The sequence below is a fragment of the Pontibacter indicus genome (assembly GCF_900156345.1).
Classification (GTDB): domain Bacteria; phylum Bacteroidota; class Bacteroidia; order Cytophagales; family Hymenobacteraceae; genus Pontibacter; species Pontibacter indicus.
Genome location: NZ_FTPP01000001.1, coordinates 562,294 through 577,916 on the forward strand (window position 1 = coordinate 562,294; position 15,623 = coordinate 577,916).

The window sequence follows — 15,623 nt, forward strand, 5'->3', positions numbered from 1 at the left end:
TATGCATCAAAACGCTAACCTGATCGGTCGCATCTACAGGCGACTGTCCCTCTTTACCTTCCTGTTCCTGTTCACCTGGCTGGTACAGGCGCAGACCATCACCTCCCCGAACAAGAACTTGTCGATGACCTTTGAACTGGCAGCTAACGGGGTGCCCACCTACCAGCTGACCTACAAAAAGAAGCCGGTGATCAAGCAGAGTAAGATGGGCTTTGAAATGAAGGATGTGCCTTCTATGATGAACGGTTTTACCGTAACCAAGACCGAGCAGAATTCTGTGAACGACACCTGGGAGCCGGTTTGGGGCGAGCAGAAAACCATACGCAACAACTACAACGAGTTGCTGGTAACCCTCAGCCAGAAAGAGCACAAGGACCGCCATATCCAGATTCGCTTCCGTTTGTTCAACGACGGACTCGGCTTCCGCTACGAATTTCCGCAGCAGCCGGAGCTGAAGTATTTCATCATCAAGGAGGAGCACACGGAGTTCAACCTCACTGGCGATCACAAGATTTTCTGGATTCCGGGAGACTACGACACGAACGAGTATGCCTATACCACTTCGCAGATCTCTCAGATTCCGGGCCTGATGCAGAAGGCGACCATCGATGTGCACGCCCAGTTCCCAATCAAAACGCTGGCGGTGCAAACCCCTTCTATGATGAAGTCGTCGGACGGACTCTACATTAACATCCACGAAGCGGCCCTGCTCAACTACCCGGCCATGCAGCTGAACGTGGACCCGAAAACCTTTAAGTTCAGCTCGCACCTTACGCCGGATGCCGTTGGCAACAAAGGCTACATGCAGACCGAAACCCATACGCCCTGGAGAACGATTGTGGTGAGCGATAAAGCCACTGACATCCTGGCCTCTAAACTGATACTGAACCTGAACGAGCCGACCGAATACGAAGACGTGTCCTGGATCAAGCCGGTGAAGTACATCGGCATCTGGTGGGAGTACTTTGTGGCTGGCAAGAGCTCCTGGGCATACGGCACTGAAACAAACGTGAAGCTGACGGATGACTTCACCAAACTAACGCCAAACGGACGCCATGGTGCGACGACCGAGAACGCGAAGAAACACATCGATTTTGCTGCTGAGCATGGCTTTGATGCCGTACTGATCGAAGGCTGGAACATCGGCTGGGAAGACTGGTTTGGCAACTGGAAAGAGGAGGTATTCGATTTCGTAACGGCCTATCCGGATTTTGATGTGAAAGAAGTACAGAAATACGCCGAGTCGAAGGGCGTGCGTGTGATGATGCACCACGAGACGTCGGGCTCTGCCACCAATTACGAGCGTCGCCTGCAAGATGCTTTTAAGTTTATGAATGATCACGGTTATACTTCCGTGAAGACAGGCTATGTAGGCAAGATCATCCCTCGTGGTGAGCACCATGACGGCCAGTGGATGGTGAATCACTACAACCACGTGGCCCGCACAGCAGCCAAGTACAAGATCTTGATCAACAGCCACGAGGCGGTTCGCCCAACTGGTCTGCACCGCACCTTCCCGAACTGGCTGGCGCAGGAGTCGGCGCGCGGCACTGAGTTCGAGGCGATGGGCGGTTTGGCACCGGACCACACCACAATCCTGCCCTTCACCCGCCTGATGGGCGGCCCAATGGACTATACCCCAGGTATATTCCAGACAGATTTGTCGTACTACCACGGCGGCGAGCAACGCGTGAACACCACGCTGGTGAAGCAACTGGCCTACTACGTGACCATGTACAGCCCGCTGCAAATGGCCGCCGATATTCCAGACAACTATACCCGCTTCCCGGATGCATTTCAGTTCATCAAAGACGTAGCCGTGGACTGGGACGATACCTGGGTGCTGGAAGCTGAGCCGGGCGATTACGTAACGATTGCTCGTAAAGCAAAAGGCAAGAACGAGTGGTACATCGGTGGCATTACGGACGAGAACACCCGCACGGCCAATATCCGCTTCGATTACCTGCCAAAAGGCAAAACCTACATTGCAACCATTTACGCCGATGCCAAAGACGCCAGCTGGAACAAGAACCCACAGAAGTACGAGATCCGCAAAGTGCTCGTGAACTCGAAGAGCGTTCTGAAGCAGCACCTGGCCTCAGGTGGTGGTGTAGCCGTTAGCGTGAAAGAGGGTAGCAAGCAGGAGCAGAAAGGCCTGAAAAAACTGTAAGCTAGCTTTAAACAAAGGAATTTTCGACCAAGAACATAAACCAAAAAAAGCGCCGTGCAGAAATGTACGGCGCTTTTTTTGTCTTAAAACGAATTATTTTGACGTGTAATTTGTATCTTACTGATATGTAAACTTTTAGCCAATTTACCTATGAACCCAGACGAATTTGAAGAGAACTATACCCAAATCCTCCAAACGCTTTTAAAAGCCTTCGCCAACAGCTCCGAAGTGAAGCCGGAAAAGTTTTACGATCTGGCGTCTGTGATCGACAAACTACAAGATGCCAGCCCAGCCCTCTATGATGCTATCAAAACGCTGGAAGACGAACGAAGCGAAGCCGCTTAATGCTTAAACCAAGCTGACTGTGCTGGCCCTGCAATTACAAGGCTCTCACAGCACAGTCAGCTTTTTGGTGATCGTGCCGCGCTCGGTCTGGATCTGCAGGAAGTACAGGCCGGCTTTGGCAGTCGGCAGGCTTATCTCCACTGCCTCGGGTCTCGGCCCGGTGATGTGCGTCTGGTGCAGGCGCTTGCCCAGCGCGTCGTATACCTCCATCTGCTGCACGTCGAAGTCGGCGTGGCGCAGGCTGACGGTGAACTGCCCGCTGTTCGGGTTGGGGTAGACGCTGATGGCCTCGGCCGGGGCCAGCTCCTCCACCACAAAATCCGCGCTGCTCTGGGCCTGGCCGCCGAAGCCGGTGATGGTCACCTTGCCGGTAGTAGTACCGCGCGGCACGCGCACCCTGTACCTGTCGCCGGCACTCTCCAGCACCAGCGCCTCCTTTCCGTTAAAGCGGATCACATCCTGCTGGCCCATGATGCCGAAGTGCTCGCCCGTGATCTCCACTACGGTACCGACCGTACCGCTGGCCGGCTGCATGGCCTTAAACCTCGGACCCGGAATAACTTCGAATCTAGTAGCAGTAGTAGCCTTCCCGCCAGGGGTCTCCACGGAGATGAAACCGGACTCGGCGCCCTCGGGCACGCGCACGGTCATTTGTCTCGGGCTGGCCTCCAGTACCTCGGCCATTGCCCTGCCGAAGCGCACCTTGTTGCGCGTCTTGTCTGCAGCAAAGTTCTCACCCGTGATTGTAACGCTGGCGCCCATAATATCCCTCTGCCTGCTCAGGGCCGTGATGCCGGGGGCGTACCACACGGTATAGGCCGTGCTGCTCAACGTCTCGCCGCCTTTGGTGCTAATCCGGAAAGCGCCTGTTGTAGCTTCTGCCGGCACGCGTACCGTTACCATGTTGGCGCTGCTGCTCACAATCTCACAGGTCAGCTCGCCCAGCTTCACCGTTTCGATCATATCCGACTGCAGGTGCTCCCCCGTGATTGTTACAGTCTGGCCCACCATCCCTTCCGCAGGACTGAAGGAGGCCAGCACCGGCGGCTGGTATACCTGGAACCTGTCAGCGGAGGTCACGCCGCCGTCCGGGGTAATGACCTTTAGGTTACCAGTGGCGGCGCCTGTCGGCACGAGCACCTTCAGCTCGGTGGCGGTGGCGCTCACCACGGTGGCCGGCTTGCCGTTCAGGTATACCTTGTTGTTGCCTGGCACTGTAGCGAAGCGCTGTCCGGTGATGGTGACCTCACTGCCAAACTTACCAGCACTAGGGAAGAAGCCTGCTATACCGGGTGTGGCCAGCACATCCTCCAGGTGCACGCGCACCGCTTCATTGACCACCGGCGGCATGTTGTAGATGCGGTTCTGGGTGATGTTGGTGCGGATGGGCGAGTTGAAGTCGAAGAAGATGTCGGCGAAGTTCTCCACCAGGGTCTTCACCGGTAAATCCGCTTTCGGCTTGATGCTGAAGAGGATGTAGCCGTGGCTGCCAGGCTCGTCTGCCGTGGAGTCGGGCAGCATGATGTTGTCGAAGGTCCAGGTGAGCACGGGGCGGCCCTTGCCCGATACCTCCACGCGGCTCGGGTGGGAGGTGGCCCCCAGCTGCAGGGTGGAGAGGTCCAGGTGCTCGGAGAGGGTGTCCACCACCACGATGCGGTAGGCCACGTCGGTGCCCGTGTTCTGGAAGCGGATCTTGTACTTCAGTTCAGAACCTGTCGGGGTATAGAACTCCCCGGTGCGGCCCACGGGCGTGACGAGCTTGTCGTTGGGGTCGTAGGAGTCGGTGATGGGCATGCACTCCTCCGACTTCTCGGCCTCCTCGTCGTCGGTGGGCAGGAGGTTGACCATGCCGGTGCTCACCGAGCTTGCCGCCTCGCTGGGGCAGCCCTCGATGGTGACGCTGGCCGTGGTGTTGTCGCCATTGCCCGTTGGCTGGTCGGCCTCCAGGCGCCAGGTGTAGCCCAGCGAGGGCACCCAGAGCACCAGGCTGTCGCCGGCGGCCAGGCGGAACTGCTCCTGCGAGGCCAGTTCTCCATTCGCGTACTTGCGGAAGAGCTCGTACTGGTCCATGTCGGCCGTGCCGGTGTTGCGCACCACAAAGCGGATCATGCCCAGCTCGGCATGGCAGCGGCCGGTGATGGAGATGGTCGGGGTGGGCTCAGCCGGCTTGTTGTTGGAGGGCGTGATCCAGGCGCGGGTGCAGACCGTGCGGCCGCGCACCGACTCGTCGCCGCAGGTGACCAAATCCTGGATGGTGATGGTGCCGTGCTGGCCCGCCGCCAAATCGCCCACGGAGAACTCGTATGTGCCGTCTTTCAGCAAGGTATAGGGCTTATCGGCTGAGAGCAGCTCTACCTCACCGGGCAGCTGCAGGTATACCTTGGCGTCGGGGGCAATGGCGAATCCTGTGTTGCTGTACTTAACAGTCGTCGTGCTTTCAAAGCAGCGACGTCTTCTGTTTGACGAAACACTTACTGCAAGGTGGGGGGAGAGGGTGACGCGGTTGCCGAAGTTCACTGTAGTCTTTGCGCCTGCTTTTTGTGATAAGTCAACAATTTGTCCATCTGCTGGTTGCGGGCAGATCTGATGCATCCGTTTTCCATTTTGATCCTGTAAGATCTGATTTACAGTATACACTCCAGGAGGAACTTGTAGACTAAACTGTCCGTAACTGTTGGTTTTGCTGTAGTAAGGACCCGGCGTGGCCATTACAATCATACCTCCCATACCTGCTTCTTCCTTATCCTGCACACAATCAGCGTTGCTGTCATTATAGATAGAACCAGTTATTAGATTTGGTAAGGGAGTGTTCACCGCATTCTTATTTTGGTAGATCAGAATATTATTGAAATGACCAAAATCCTTTACTGCCGTCCAGATCTTGCTGCCATCTTTGTTAACCCGGAAGTCAGGAATGATTGGATTGCCTGTCAGATGGTATTTATCCGGAATGGAGGCAATTAAATTTCCGGAAGCACTGTATTTCCTGACGGCCAATCTATCGGCAACATATATGAAACCATAGTCATCAATGTCCAATCTAGCACGGCCAGCCTCGTAATGCCTGCCTGGAGCCAGCACTTCAAATTTGGTAATTACTTTACCTACTTGATTGTATTTTGTGACATGTTGGTCCTGGATAGCGTAGAAGAACCCAAGAGCATCCATCCTTAAATCATGAATTGGGTAGAGGCTACCGTTCAATCCGGTTTGAAACTCAAAAGCAAAATCCCCGATTAGTTCTCCTGAAAGGTTATATTTAAGACAGCGGTTTTGCCCAATCAGGTATAAGTTGTCAGCACGGTCGAGTAGGATCCTATTGGGGGAAAAGTGGCCACCCTCCGGAAGTAAAGGCTGTTTCAACAGGATGCTGGTAAATTCGCCTGTGGGAGCAAATTTATGCACCAGTCCGTCGCTACTCTCCGCTAAAACATAAACAGCTTCCTGACTATCGAATGCCATATCTTTAATGGAAAAAAGATCATAGTCCGAACCGCCTTTCCCTCTGAGCTTGCCTACATGATTGCCGCTGTTATCATACAGGTTTAGCTTGCCATCGTGATAGCTGTAGTAATTCCCATTATTATCGAACCGCAAGGAAAAGTTCATGTTAACTTTACTCTTGTTATCGTCGCCAGCGTCACCGAAAGTAAGTGTGAACTCGAACGTTGGTGAAAGCTTGTGAATTCTCCCTTTCAAGCTACGAGGAGTATATTCCATCACCCAAAGGTTATGTTCCGGGTCTGTGGACAGTGCAGTATAGAGTCCTGATAAATTACCTTCTTCTGTTCCTTCGTTCAGATAGGTTGCTAATGTGTCGCCGGTGTAGCTGTACTTGGTAATGTATTGGCCTTCATTTAGTGGAACAGCCGTTAAGTAGATGTTTTTTTCCGCATCAAAGGCCATATCCTGTATAAAACCACCGTTAATAAGCAGATCGGGTGTGCCATTTTGTTTGATTCGTTTATACCAGTGTACCCCTACTATGTTCAGGTCATTGTTAGCATCTATTTTGATCTTGTAGGGTTCCATATACGCTTCTGGACCTATTTCTAATTTGTCATATACCTTCAAGATTTTCCCTTTGCTATCGAACTTTTGCACGCGGTAATTACCTGCATCTGCTACGTAGATATTACCTTCTGCATCAAGGTCTATACCCCCATGACTAACAAACTGACCTGGAGCTTTACCAGCACTACCAAAGCACATGACCAATTTGCCCTCAACGGTGTATTTGCAGACTTGGTTATTGGGCCTGGATACAAAGAAATGTCCTTGGTTGTCAGTGGCAATTCCACTGCCTGCATAGGTATCGTCAAGATAAAGCTCTTTGAGTAATTCGCCTTTAGGACTAAAGACCTTAACGTTGAAGAGATCCAGGACATAGATTTTTCCATCAGGAGCGATATCGAAATCCGATGGGTCCTGTAGTGTGAGCCCCATGAATTTCGTCCGGATGTATTCTTCCTGCAGGTTTGTTTGAGTTAATCCAGGATTTGAGAAAAGTAATATAAACAGGGTCAATAGTAAAGTTGTTCTCATAGGCACTGAAGAGTGATTTTAAAGACGGTGTTATAAGTCTGTAAGTCTAGCAATTAGCGCATAAACTTAGCGCTATCTTAGCTGATTTGCTAGAGCAGTAAATAAAAAACAACCTGTGTTATAACCGCAAATCTTAACTTTACCATTAAAACTTCATTCTCACGATAATTCATTAACTATGCCCCATACCTACACCAACAAAGTAATGTGGTCGCACCTGGATGCGAACATGCACATGCGCCACTCCGCCTATGCCGATTTCGCGGCGCAGGCCCGTATCGAAGCCCTGGAAGAGCTGGGAATGGATCTGAAAACCTTTCAGCGACTGCACATCGGGCCGATCCTGTTCAGGGAAGAAACCTCCTACCTGCGGGAGGTAGGCATTAACGAGGAGATCACCATCAAGACAGAATTGACAGCCAGCCGCAAAGACGGGTCCCGCTGGGCGCTGCGCCACGAACTTTACAAGCAAGACGGTGTAAAAGCAGCTGTGATAAAAGTGGAAGGCGCCTGGATGGATGTATTAAAGCGCAAACTAACCGTGCTGCCGGAAGAACTGGCGCAGCACTTTCTGGAACTGCCGCGTAGCGCCGATTATGTGGAGTTGGAGAGGTAGGGCTATACCTATCTTTTAGGACTACCGGACAAAGGACTTTTGACAAAGGGCTATCTTCTCAGAGGATAAGCTTTAGCATTTTTTGTCAAAAGTCCTTTGTCAAGAAACATCACTTTTCCAACTCCCCCAACAAATCCTGCAGATCCAGCGGCTGGGTGTACATGGTGACTTTGCCTTCTTCGTCGAGGGGCCATTCTTCCTTCGGACGGTCCCAGTAGAGCTCCACGCCGTTGCCGTCAGGGTCCGACAGGTAGAGCGCTTCCGAAACGCCGTGGTCTGAGGCGCCGTCCAGGCGGTAACCCGCATCCCGGATCCGTTTCAGGATGGCAGCCAGGTCTTTTCGGGTAGGGTAGAGGATGGCGGTATGGAACAGTCCCGTGCTGCGTGGCGGGGGCGGCGTGCCTCCCTTGCTATACCAGGTGTTCAACCCGATGTGATGGTGGTAACCGCCTGCCGAAATAAAAGCCGCATCCGGCCCATACATCATCATCAGTTCAAAGCCCAGCAGATCGCGGTAAAAAGCCAAGGCCCTGTCGAGGTCTGCTACTTTCAGGTGTACGTGCCCAATGCGGGTCTGCGCCGGAATGGTGTATTTCTCTGTTGCCATACCTAATTGGTTCTGTTGCTATACCTTGCAGGTATAGTAGCCCATACGTATCCTGTCCTGTTTTGTGTTGAGGAGCACTGTCAACCTATTAGTCCTGCTTTCTCCTGAGTTTTCGGGGAGCTTTAGACAGGATCGGGGCGGTAAATGTCGTTCCAACTCCAGCCGTCCTGGTGCAAAAGATAAGTGAGGACTTCGCGCCGTTCTTTAAAGGTCTCCGGGGAATGAAAATCACTTAGAAGCGGCGTTTTTAACGGAATGCCGGCTTCCATGAGGGCGTCCCATTTCATTTCGGGAAAGGTATATGGCTTCTGCTCCTCGTTTTTGTGGTGTCGGTCCAGCACGTAGAGGTAATAGTCCTGCGCTCCCCTGATCGTGAGCAGCTCAGCATCGGATGGCCTGACCTCTTCCTGCACGCCAAACTTCAGGAAGTTGATGGCCTCGTCGAATATGGCCAGGTTGAGGACGACAGACTGACGTTGCTCAATGTTGTGGAAGAAGTGAATGATCGGATAGGCCTTGTGGTTCTGGCTGTGCTCTGTGATCATGTCGGCCAGATCGGCGTCGTGCCTGAGAAGGCGGTCGAAGTTCTCGCCGTTCCAGCAATTGAGCAGTACCTGTTGGGGCGAGTTACCAAGGCTGTTGAGAAACACGCTGAGCTTTACCTGCAGGATAACCGCCGAAAGCACCGGCATGATGTAGGTGATGGAAACCGTAATGAAAGCTAGTCCGCTAAAGGCGAGCAGGTTAGTTACAATGTCCCACAAATTGCTTCCAGGTTTGTAGTCGCCGTTGCCCACGGTAGATAAGGTATAGCCGGCAAAGTAAAGTTTCTCCGAAGCGGTGGTAATCTCTTCTGTCGTGCTGTTCAGTACCGAGGCCGGATCGGAGAGAAGGAGCAGAAAAGCGCCGAGCCACATCCCCATCACCCATGTCAGGATGATGAGGACCAGCAGCATGTGGCCAACCCGCTCGAGCATTTTCTTTTTACCATCATGCCCTGCCAGTCTCAGGCACAGACGCCACAGGTTCTCTGATATGAAATTGGTCAGGTGTCCGCCCCCCTGAAAAGACAAGGTAGTAGTGATTAGGTCTTTCATCACATACACAATGATGGCTATACCTGCAATCGCGTAAAGTATTTGCATAAACAACAAGCGTGGGTGCGCAATAAGTACCTCTTGTACTTTCTAAGAAGCCCTGGGGTTCTGTAAACTGCACAGACACTACGCCATCTTTACCAGCTTGGCCTTATCGGTTCATTCCCCGTCGTATCCGGTTTAGCTGGGTGCTGTCCATCATACCCTGCTGTTGCATGCGCTCCATCATACTGCGCATCATGCCCCGGTGCTGGAGCATCAGGCGGGTCATCTCGTTGCAGGCAACGGTGTCGGAGTCGCACAGGGTCATCATCTGCTTCATGTGCTGCTGCACTTGCTGGCGGTGGAGGTGCACCATGCCAGACGTGTCGCCTATCATACCGCCCTGCATCATGCCGCCGCGCATCATGCCCTCGCCCATATTCTGGTCCCGCATCTGGGCCATCAGCTCGTTTCGCATCTGCTCATCTTCCAGAATGGTGCTGTATACCTGCTGGCGTTCCTCTTCGTCTCGCAGCATGTCTTGTACATTGTCAGACTGCTGGCAGCCGCTCACACCAATTAGCAGAATAGCCCGGAGGAAGTAATCCTTTACCATTTTCATTTTCCGTGTATTACGTGATAGAGTCGTTATGCCGGGTTTAAGCCCGCAGCTTTCGGGCCATTTCAGGTGTGATGGCCTGCGCATACGGTCCGTAGGCATCCACCAGCACGCCTTTCACACCGCTCGAAGAAGAGATGGCGTAGATCACTGAGTTGTCATCCGGATTGCTCATGCCCTCAAAACGGTGCACTTCATCAATGTAAAACTCTTCAGGTTTCAACTCCAAGGATTTGGAGGAGCAGACGATGCAGTTTTCTTCCAGATTGAAATCCTCGGTATACCCTCTTTTTTTGAGGTCGTTCAAGGCGCCGGAGAGGGTGGGATAATTGTTATAAGGCATATTTTTATAGGTTTTAGGTTCATTACTATAGCTTTGTACTACGTGCGCTACGGTTTCGTTTTGAACTGCCCTTTTTGGAAGCTTCGACAGTGTCAGCAGTGCTTCACTGATGCTGGGTAGGGGAGTGTTTTAATTTGAGGAATAATTTGTAGCTTGTCCTCGTACAGTAGTACTTAAATAGAACTTACAGCCATGAAAAAAACATCTACCCGAATAGCGTTAGGGCTTGTGCTCACTGCCACCCTAACGTATTGCAACCACCCTGAGCAGGAAAACAGGCAGGAGACGCCTGTAGCACAGGAAAGCCATTCCGGGCATAATATGCAAGCCAGTGAAGGTTCCCGCATCATCGGGGTGCAGGCAGAGCCTGATACACTGAAAGGCAGCCTGAAGGCGGAAGCACACGGAATGATCGGCGACGCCCACCTCACCATAGCTTATCATTCGCCAGCCGTACGCGGACGCGTGATCTGGGGCGGTCTGGTAGCGTATAACCAGGTATGGGTAACGGGTGCGCATACCGCTACCAGCCTGACGACTGACAAGGACATCACGATTGGCGGAAAAGAGCTGCCCTCCGGCAAATATGCTTTGTTCACCATACCTGGTGAGGCCGAGTGGACGATCATCATCAACAAAAATTGGGACCAACACCTGGCTGACGATTATGCGGAGTCGGAGGATGTGCTGCGCTTTACTGTAAAGCCTGAGGTGGCACCTACGAAACAGGAAAGGCTGCGCTACGAAATCATTTCCGGGGACGGCGGCGAAGGCAGCATCCAGATCACCTGGGACATGCTGCGGGTAACGCTTCCCGTTTCGCAGCAGTAAACTTGGTATCGAACAGATAGAAAAAGGACAGGCGTATACCTGTCCTTTTTTAATGCTGCTTTTTTAGAGGAGCTTACTGTTTAGGGCTTATCTTCCAGAGTTCGCCGTTTTCCTGATCGGTCACAACGTACAGCGCTCCGTCCGGTCCCTGGCGCACGTCACGTATACGCTGATCTCGGTCTTTGAGCAGGTGTTCTTCGCCCGTTACGCGGTTGTTCTCAATGCGCAAACGCACCAGCGCCTGTGCCCGCAGTCCCCCAACGAACAGGTTCCCCTTCCAATCCGGAAAAGCGTTGCCCGTATAGAATTGCGCTCCCGAAGGGGCGATCACCGGATCCCAATAGTAGATCGGGTCTACGAAGCCCTCTTTGGTGGTAACCGCGCTAGGTATAGGCTGACCGGAGTATTCCTCTCCAAACGTAACCACTGGCCAGCCGTAGTTTTTGCCTTTCTCCACTTTATTTACTTCATCACCACCTTGTGCCCCGTGGTCCACGATCCATAACTCGCCTGCATCATTAAAAGTGGCGGCCTGCACGTTGCGGTGGCCCACAGACCAAATCTCAGGCAAGTGGTTTTCCTTGTTCACGAATGGGTTGTCATTTGGCACCTTGCCGTCCGGCGCAATGCGGATGATCTTGCCCATGTGGCTGTTCATTTGCTGTGCCTGCGGACGAATCTCGATGTCGGAGCGCTCACCCAGCGTAATGTACAGCATGCCGTCCGGACCGAAGTTGAGGCGGGAGCCAAAGTGCTTGTCGCCGTCGTAAGTGGGCTGTGCCTGAAAGATCACCTGCACGTTCTCCACGCGCGAGCGATCCTCTGACAACACGGCGCGGGCCACACTGGTGGCGTTGCCACCCTGGCGTGGTTCGGTATAGCTCCAGTAAATCATGCGGTCAGAGCCAAACTTCGGGCTGAGGGCCACGTCCAGCAAACCACCCTGACCGCGGGCGTCCACTTTCGGTATACCTGTAATTGGGTTGCCCACCTGGCCAGTAGCCGACACAATGCGCATCTGGCCGCCCTTTTCGGTTACAAGCAGGTTGCCATCGGGGAGGGGCTCCACGGCCCAGGGCTTTTTCAGGCTCTTGGTGAGCACCTGTACCTGGTATGCCGTTGAATCGGTTTTCATCTCGCAGGCGCGTGTCTGGCCCTCGAAGGTAGGCTTCTGCTCAGGTACGTTGGCGGTGCCTCTGTCAATCGGCTGGCAGTCTTGCTCCGGAGTAGTGGCTACGGGCTCCTGCTGTTCGTTTTCCTGTTCGGTGGCTCTTTCTTCGCTACAGGAGGCACCCAGCGTGGCCATGCCGATGGCGCTCAGGAGGATGAGTCGGGATAGTTTCATAGTGTTTTTTTTTTTGTGATTGGTGTTCTGCGTAAAGTCACTTGTTTTACTCTATTGTGTTGAATTTGTTCGCAATGCATTGTAAACCACAAAGCCGCACGCTTATCGGGTGCGGCTTTGCAGGTATAGGATAGGTCCAATGGCGGTCTAAGACTCCAGCGCCCTTCTCTTGAGGAGGTTGAATTCCTCTTCCGTAATAGAGCCGCGCTTGCGCAGGTTCTCCAGTCGCTCGATGGTGGCAATGGAATCTTCCACAGGCTTGGTGCGGTGGTCTCGGGTATCGGCAGTGTCGGTCGTCCGCTGCACCGATGCATCGCGGTCGTATACAGGTTCAGTGGCCGTATAAAAACGATCTTCGTTAAAGGACTCGTCGTTGTAAAAGTCCGGGTTGATGCGGCGCGTGGTGGTGGCGTCGCGCTGCAGGGCATCGTCAAACTCGGACTTGTACTCGGACTTGTCGCCGAAGGCTTCGTGGTGGGCCCGACGGAAATTGTCGCGCACGGCATACTCATAATCCGGCGTAATGGGGCCGCCGCCGTAGGCCGGGTAGCGGGAAATGGTGTTGGCATCCACTGAAGCCACGAATATGTTCTTGCCTTTGCGGTCGAGGGCGGCTGCTCCGATTGGGATGAGCATGTAGGTGTCGCGGTCGCGGTTGAAGAAGCGGTTGTCACCGAGCACAGACAAATAGCGCACTTTCATGGCATCCATGTCTACGATCAGGTCCTTCACGTCGCCCAGCTTTTCGCCGTCGGCGCCCACCACGCGCCAGCCTGTCACGTCGGTGTTGTTCTTGGCTACCTCGTAGTCTTTGAGCTCGCTTAGGGCCACCAATCTTTGGTTTCTTAGTTCGTTGTCGTTCATAATTTCAGGTTAAGTGCGTATCACATCAGGTATAAAGTCGAGGGTAGAGGCGGGCATCTGTGTGCAGACAGCGGCCAGCGCCTGGGCCTGTCCGTCCCGCAATACCAATTCATAAACTGCCCATCCCAACAGGAGCAGAATCACTACCAGCAGGATCCAAGGCCAAACAGGTTTTTTCTTTTTTTGGATGTTTATCTCAGCCATTTTGCGTTGTTATTTTTTCATAGTTTTATCGGTTCACCTATACCTGCCAATTAAGCGGAGGGAGGTGTTGAGCTTAATACGCTGTTGCAGAGATGATTGTTGAAAAAGCGGGGTGTTAGGAAACTTAGGCAAGATTTTCAGTGCTGATGCTGTTTGTTGAGCCACTCCACCGCATCCATGGTATGCCTGAAAAATCTTACATCCGGCGTCAGGCTCTTGCCTTCTATTGGCTCTGGAATTGGGTCCTGGGGAGGCAGCACGTAGGCGATGAATTGGATGCCTGCCTCACGAAGTCCTTCCATGTTCCAGTCAGACCACATCAGATAATCAGCCGGCCCCTGGTGAAACTCCTGCACATCATTCAGAATTGAGCCGCAGGGGAAATCCCGGATCAATTCACTGAGCCCTTGCGCCACCTCCCGGATGCTCTCACGAGTGGCAGTACCTTTCCAGATAATGCTGATCATTTTCCGGGTTTCAAGGTAACGGATAGTGCAGTAGCGTTGGCCCAGGCTGTTCCAGTAGTGTTTGAATGATCGCTTCATAATTACTACTAATGTGGTTGTGCTGTAATAGCTTAGGCTTTCATGCTATATTATTACATGCTTTTTTGCCTTGTTGTTATAGTTGTTTATGTAGCTATTGCTGTGGGTATAGCGGGTGTATTGCATAGCTTCGCTTGTGCGGCGGGTACCTACTTTATTTCTTGATGGGGGTAGGGGATGACAATCGCACACGAGAATCCCTGTCGAACAGGCCAGAGGGAAGCATAACTGTACACACATGCTGGCGAAGAACCCCGACAATAGAACCTAGATAGAGCTCCCCTCGCTTAATTTTAGTATCTTGCAGGGTGCACTACGCTGTCAAAAATATAGTATTCGCACTCTCGCTCTTTTTTGCTTTCTATGGAATGCAGACCAGGGCGGCGATGGAGATGCGGGCCCAATCGGTAAAGGAGTGGGCTACTGATAGCGAAACATCCTATTTTGGCAAGGGCAAACTAAAGCACACAGCGGAGTTTCTTCAGCCCGAAGAGCAGCTACGCCTGTGGCAGCCAAGGCCGTCGGCACCGCTCAAGCAGGCTTCCCCGGGGCTGGCTACACTCGGCTGGGCACAGGAGTTCAGGCTGCAACTGCAGACAAAGCACTACCTGCAGCGCGCCCGGTATTTTAGTCCCAGCCTCACCATCTCGGACATTATCTTTCCCTTCCACTACTTCTGGTAGATTCTTTTCTTTTTTATCGGCCCACTGCTCATAAGCCCTGCTTTTGAGCAAGTTCAGGTATGATGCGGTCAAAGCACCGGCAAGCATACCTGTTCCTGTCATTTTATGTCATTTAAAAGAAGAAAAGAGAAATGGATACATCCACCATCGTAATGGGAATACTGGCGCTCGCACTTTTTGTAGTCCCGATTTATTATATACAACAAAAGCAAAAGTCAAAGTTAAACAAAGCAAAACAGCCCTTCCTGGATGCGGCACAGCGGCATGGTCTGCAACTAGGCAAATATGATTTCTGGAACGAGCAGTATGGGATTGGGCTCGACGAAACCGAAAGCCGCCTGTTCTATTGGCACAACGAAACTGGTATTCCGCAGGAGATGATCACAGAATTGTCTTCTGTGAAGCAAAGCATTGTAGACAGCGCGTACCGCGAAAATAACGGGAACCGTATCTTCGACGCGATCGGGCTACGCCTGATGTTGCAAGGAGCTAAAGAGTCGAGCGTATACCTGCCGTTCTATCTCACCAAGGACATCATGATGCTGAAAGGCGAACTGAAACTGGCAGAGGAATGGAATGCGATCATACAGCATAACATATCGAGCAGAAAGGCCGTGCAGGTATAGGAAACTCCGAAAGCTGAGAAGGCCAGTGGGCAAAGGGAAAACCGTACTGCGGTATACCTTTGCTCACTGGCCATTTTTTTGATGATGATCGGGCCTGCCAATACAGATTGTTATTAAGATCAAATCCCCTCTTATTGTCATTCCGGCAACATGAAGAGATCTGGATTATTTTGAGAGGCCGAACCTGAGTTTATTCAGATT

The 15,623-nt window shown here is 52.5% G+C and carries 16 protein-coding genes and 1 pseudogene; 7 read left to right on the plus strand and 10 right to left on the minus strand.

Translation table 11 applies throughout. The features are described 5' to 3' along the window. The first annotated feature begins 1 nt into the window (after window position 1). Window positions 2-2,170, plus strand: a complete 2,169-nt coding sequence (locus B0B12_RS02395) for a glycoside hydrolase family 97 protein (RefSeq protein WP_139337754.1) — start codon at window positions 2-4, stop codon at window positions 2,168-2,170. Window positions 2,171-2,320: 150 nt separating this feature from the next. Then, window positions 2,321-2,515 (plus strand): hypothetical protein, encoded by a 195-nt coding sequence (locus B0B12_RS02400; protein ID WP_076665899.1) that lies wholly within the window; start codon window positions 2,321-2,323, stop codon window positions 2,513-2,515. A gap of 45 nt (window positions 2,516-2,560) precedes the next feature. On the opposite strand, the gene B0B12_RS02405 is transcribed toward B0B12_RS02400, so the two are convergent. Next, the gene (locus B0B12_RS02405; protein ID WP_170871805.1) at window positions 2,561-6,547 is read right to left on the minus strand and encodes a DUF7619 domain-containing protein; all 3,987 of its coding nucleotides are present in this window, start codon (window positions 6,545-6,547) and stop codon (window positions 2,561-2,563) included. 66 nt (window positions 6,548-6,613) lie between these two features. Further along, window positions 6,614-6,727 (minus strand): annotated as a pseudogene (locus B0B12_RS20775) (hypothetical protein); the annotation flags it as partial. Here B0B12_RS20775 and B0B12_RS20185 point away from each other — a divergent pair. Then, entirely contained in the window at window positions 6,680-6,856 is a 177-nt protein-coding gene (locus B0B12_RS20185; protein ID WP_170871806.1) for a hypothetical protein, read from the plus strand. The pseudogene B0B12_RS20775 and the gene B0B12_RS20185 sit on opposite strands and share 48 nt — an antisense overlap. A gap of 382 nt (window positions 6,857-7,238) precedes the next feature. Continuing rightward, a complete protein-coding gene (locus B0B12_RS02415) occupies window positions 7,239-7,676 on the plus strand; it encodes an acyl-CoA thioesterase (protein WP_076665902.1) in 438 nt (145 codons plus the stop codon). Window positions 7,677-7,785: 109 nt separating this feature from the next. Here the strand turns inward: B0B12_RS02415 and B0B12_RS02420 are convergent, their stop codons facing one another. The 4 genes from B0B12_RS02420 to B0B12_RS02435 all read right to left on the minus strand — a co-directional run bounded on the left by B0B12_RS02420 (window position 7,786) and on the right by B0B12_RS02435 (window position 10,324). Then, window positions 7,786-8,283 carry a VOC family protein gene (locus B0B12_RS02420; protein ID WP_076665903.1) on the minus strand — a complete coding sequence of 166 codons (498 nt, stop codon included), beginning with the start codon at window positions 8,281-8,283 and terminating at the stop codon, window positions 7,786-7,788. Between the two features lie 122 nt (window positions 8,284-8,405). Continuing rightward, window positions 8,406-9,428: a potassium channel family protein gene (locus B0B12_RS02425; protein WP_076665904.1), complete on the minus strand. Its 1,023-nt coding sequence runs from the start codon at window positions 9,426-9,428 to the stop codon at window positions 8,406-8,408. Window positions 9,429-9,531: 103 nt separating this feature from the next. Beyond that, on the minus strand, window positions 9,532-9,984 hold the full coding sequence (locus tag B0B12_RS02430; protein ID WP_244554568.1) for a hypothetical protein: 453 nt from the start codon (window positions 9,982-9,984) through the stop codon (window positions 9,532-9,534). 37 nt (window positions 9,985-10,021) lie between these two features. Further along, on the minus strand, window positions 10,022-10,324 hold the full coding sequence (locus B0B12_RS02435; RefSeq protein ID WP_076665905.1) for a phosphoribosylpyrophosphate synthetase: 303 nt from the start codon (window positions 10,322-10,324) through the stop codon (window positions 10,022-10,024). A 192-nt stretch (window positions 10,325-10,516) separates the two neighbouring features. Between B0B12_RS02435 and B0B12_RS02440 the strand changes: the two genes are divergently transcribed. After that, window positions 10,517-11,155: a DUF2911 domain-containing protein gene (locus tag B0B12_RS02440; protein ID WP_076665906.1), complete on the plus strand. Its 639-nt coding sequence runs from the start codon at window positions 10,517-10,519 to the stop codon at window positions 11,153-11,155. Window positions 11,156-11,228: 73 nt separating this feature from the next. Here B0B12_RS02440 and B0B12_RS02445 read toward each other — a convergent pair whose 3' ends face one another. The 4 genes from B0B12_RS02445 to B0B12_RS02460 form a co-directional block, all read right to left on the minus strand. Next, on the minus strand, window positions 11,229-12,500 hold the full coding sequence (locus B0B12_RS02445) for a PQQ-dependent sugar dehydrogenase (protein WP_076665907.1): 1,272 nt from the start codon (window positions 12,498-12,500) through the stop codon (window positions 11,229-11,231). A 147-nt stretch (window positions 12,501-12,647) separates the two neighbouring features. After that, window positions 12,648-13,364 (minus strand): PRC-barrel domain-containing protein, encoded by a 717-nt coding sequence (locus B0B12_RS02450; protein WP_076665908.1) that lies wholly within the window; start codon window positions 13,362-13,364, stop codon window positions 12,648-12,650. A 9-nt stretch (window positions 13,365-13,373) separates the two neighbouring features. Further along, window positions 13,374-13,568, minus strand: a complete 195-nt coding sequence (locus B0B12_RS02455; protein ID WP_076665909.1) for a hypothetical protein — start codon at window positions 13,566-13,568, stop codon at window positions 13,374-13,376. 137 nt (window positions 13,569-13,705) lie between these two features. Further along, the gene (locus tag B0B12_RS02460; RefSeq protein ID WP_076665910.1) at window positions 13,706-14,113 is read right to left on the minus strand and encodes a hypothetical protein; all 408 of its coding nucleotides are present in this window, start codon (window positions 14,111-14,113) and stop codon (window positions 13,706-13,708) included. 368 nt (window positions 14,114-14,481) lie between these two features. Between B0B12_RS02460 and B0B12_RS02465 the strand changes: the two genes are divergently transcribed. Both B0B12_RS02465 and B0B12_RS02470 read left to right on the plus strand, forming a co-directional pair. Beyond that, on the plus strand, window positions 14,482-14,796 hold the full coding sequence (locus B0B12_RS02465) for a hypothetical protein (protein WP_076665911.1): 315 nt from the start codon (window positions 14,482-14,484) through the stop codon (window positions 14,794-14,796). 131 nt (window positions 14,797-14,927) lie between these two features. Next, window positions 14,928-15,422: a hypothetical protein gene (locus B0B12_RS02470; protein ID WP_076665912.1), complete on the plus strand. Its 495-nt coding sequence runs from the start codon at window positions 14,928-14,930 to the stop codon at window positions 15,420-15,422. Window positions 15,423-15,623: the final 201 nt, after the last annotated feature.

What these genes read in the sequence shown, in the direction of transcription:
- B0B12_RS02440 (WP_076665906.1), top strand. Translation starts at nt 10,517, where the DNA reads ATGAAAAAAACATCTACCCGAATAGCGTTAGGGCTTGTGCTCACTGCC.
- B0B12_RS02420 (WP_076665903.1), bottom strand. Translation starts at nt 8,283, where the DNA reads ATGGCAACAGAGAAATACACCATTCCGGCGCAGACCCGCATTGGGCAC.
- B0B12_RS02415 (WP_076665902.1), top strand. Translation starts at nt 7,239, where the DNA reads ATGCCCCATACCTACACCAACAAAGTAATGTGGTCGCACCTGGATGCG.
- B0B12_RS02445 (WP_076665907.1), bottom strand. Translation starts at nt 12,500, where the DNA reads ATGAAACTATCCCGACTCATCCTCCTGAGCGCCATCGGCATGGCCACG.
- B0B12_RS02400 (WP_076665899.1), top strand. Translation starts at nt 2,321, where the DNA reads ATGAACCCAGACGAATTTGAAGAGAACTATACCCAAATCCTCCAAACG.
- B0B12_RS02460 (WP_076665910.1), bottom strand. Translation starts at nt 14,113, where the DNA reads ATGAAGCGATCATTCAAACACTACTGGAACAGCCTGGGCCAACGCTAC.
- B0B12_RS02455 (WP_076665909.1), bottom strand. Translation starts at nt 13,568, where the DNA reads ATGGCTGAGATAAACATCCAAAAAAAGAAAAAACCTGTTTGGCCTTGG.
- B0B12_RS20185 (WP_170871806.1), top strand. Translation starts at nt 6,680, where the DNA reads ATGACTAACAAACTGACCTGGAGCTTTACCAGCACTACCAAAGCACAT.
- B0B12_RS02425 (WP_076665904.1), bottom strand. Translation starts at nt 9,428, where the DNA reads ATGCAAATACTTTACGCGATTGCAGGTATAGCCATCATTGTGTATGTG.
- B0B12_RS02395 (WP_139337754.1), top strand. Translation starts at nt 2, where the DNA reads ATGCATCAAAACGCTAACCTGATCGGTCGCATCTACAGGCGACTGTCC.
- B0B12_RS02465 (WP_076665911.1), top strand. Translation starts at nt 14,482, where the DNA reads ATGCAGACCAGGGCGGCGATGGAGATGCGGGCCCAATCGGTAAAGGAG.
- B0B12_RS02470 (WP_076665912.1), top strand. Translation starts at nt 14,928, where the DNA reads ATGGATACATCCACCATCGTAATGGGAATACTGGCGCTCGCACTTTTT.
- B0B12_RS02430 (WP_244554568.1), bottom strand. Translation starts at nt 9,984, where the DNA reads ATGAAAATGGTAAAGGATTACTTCCTCCGGGCTATTCTGCTAATTGGT.
- B0B12_RS02435 (WP_076665905.1), bottom strand. Translation starts at nt 10,324, where the DNA reads ATGCCTTATAACAATTATCCCACCCTCTCCGGCGCCTTGAACGACCTC.
- B0B12_RS02405 (WP_170871805.1), bottom strand. Translation starts at nt 6,547, where the DNA reads ATGGAACCCTACAAGATCAAAATAGATGCTAACAATGACCTGAACATA.
- B0B12_RS02450 (WP_076665908.1), bottom strand. Translation starts at nt 13,364, where the DNA reads ATGAACGACAACGAACTAAGAAACCAAAGATTGGTGGCCCTAAGCGAG.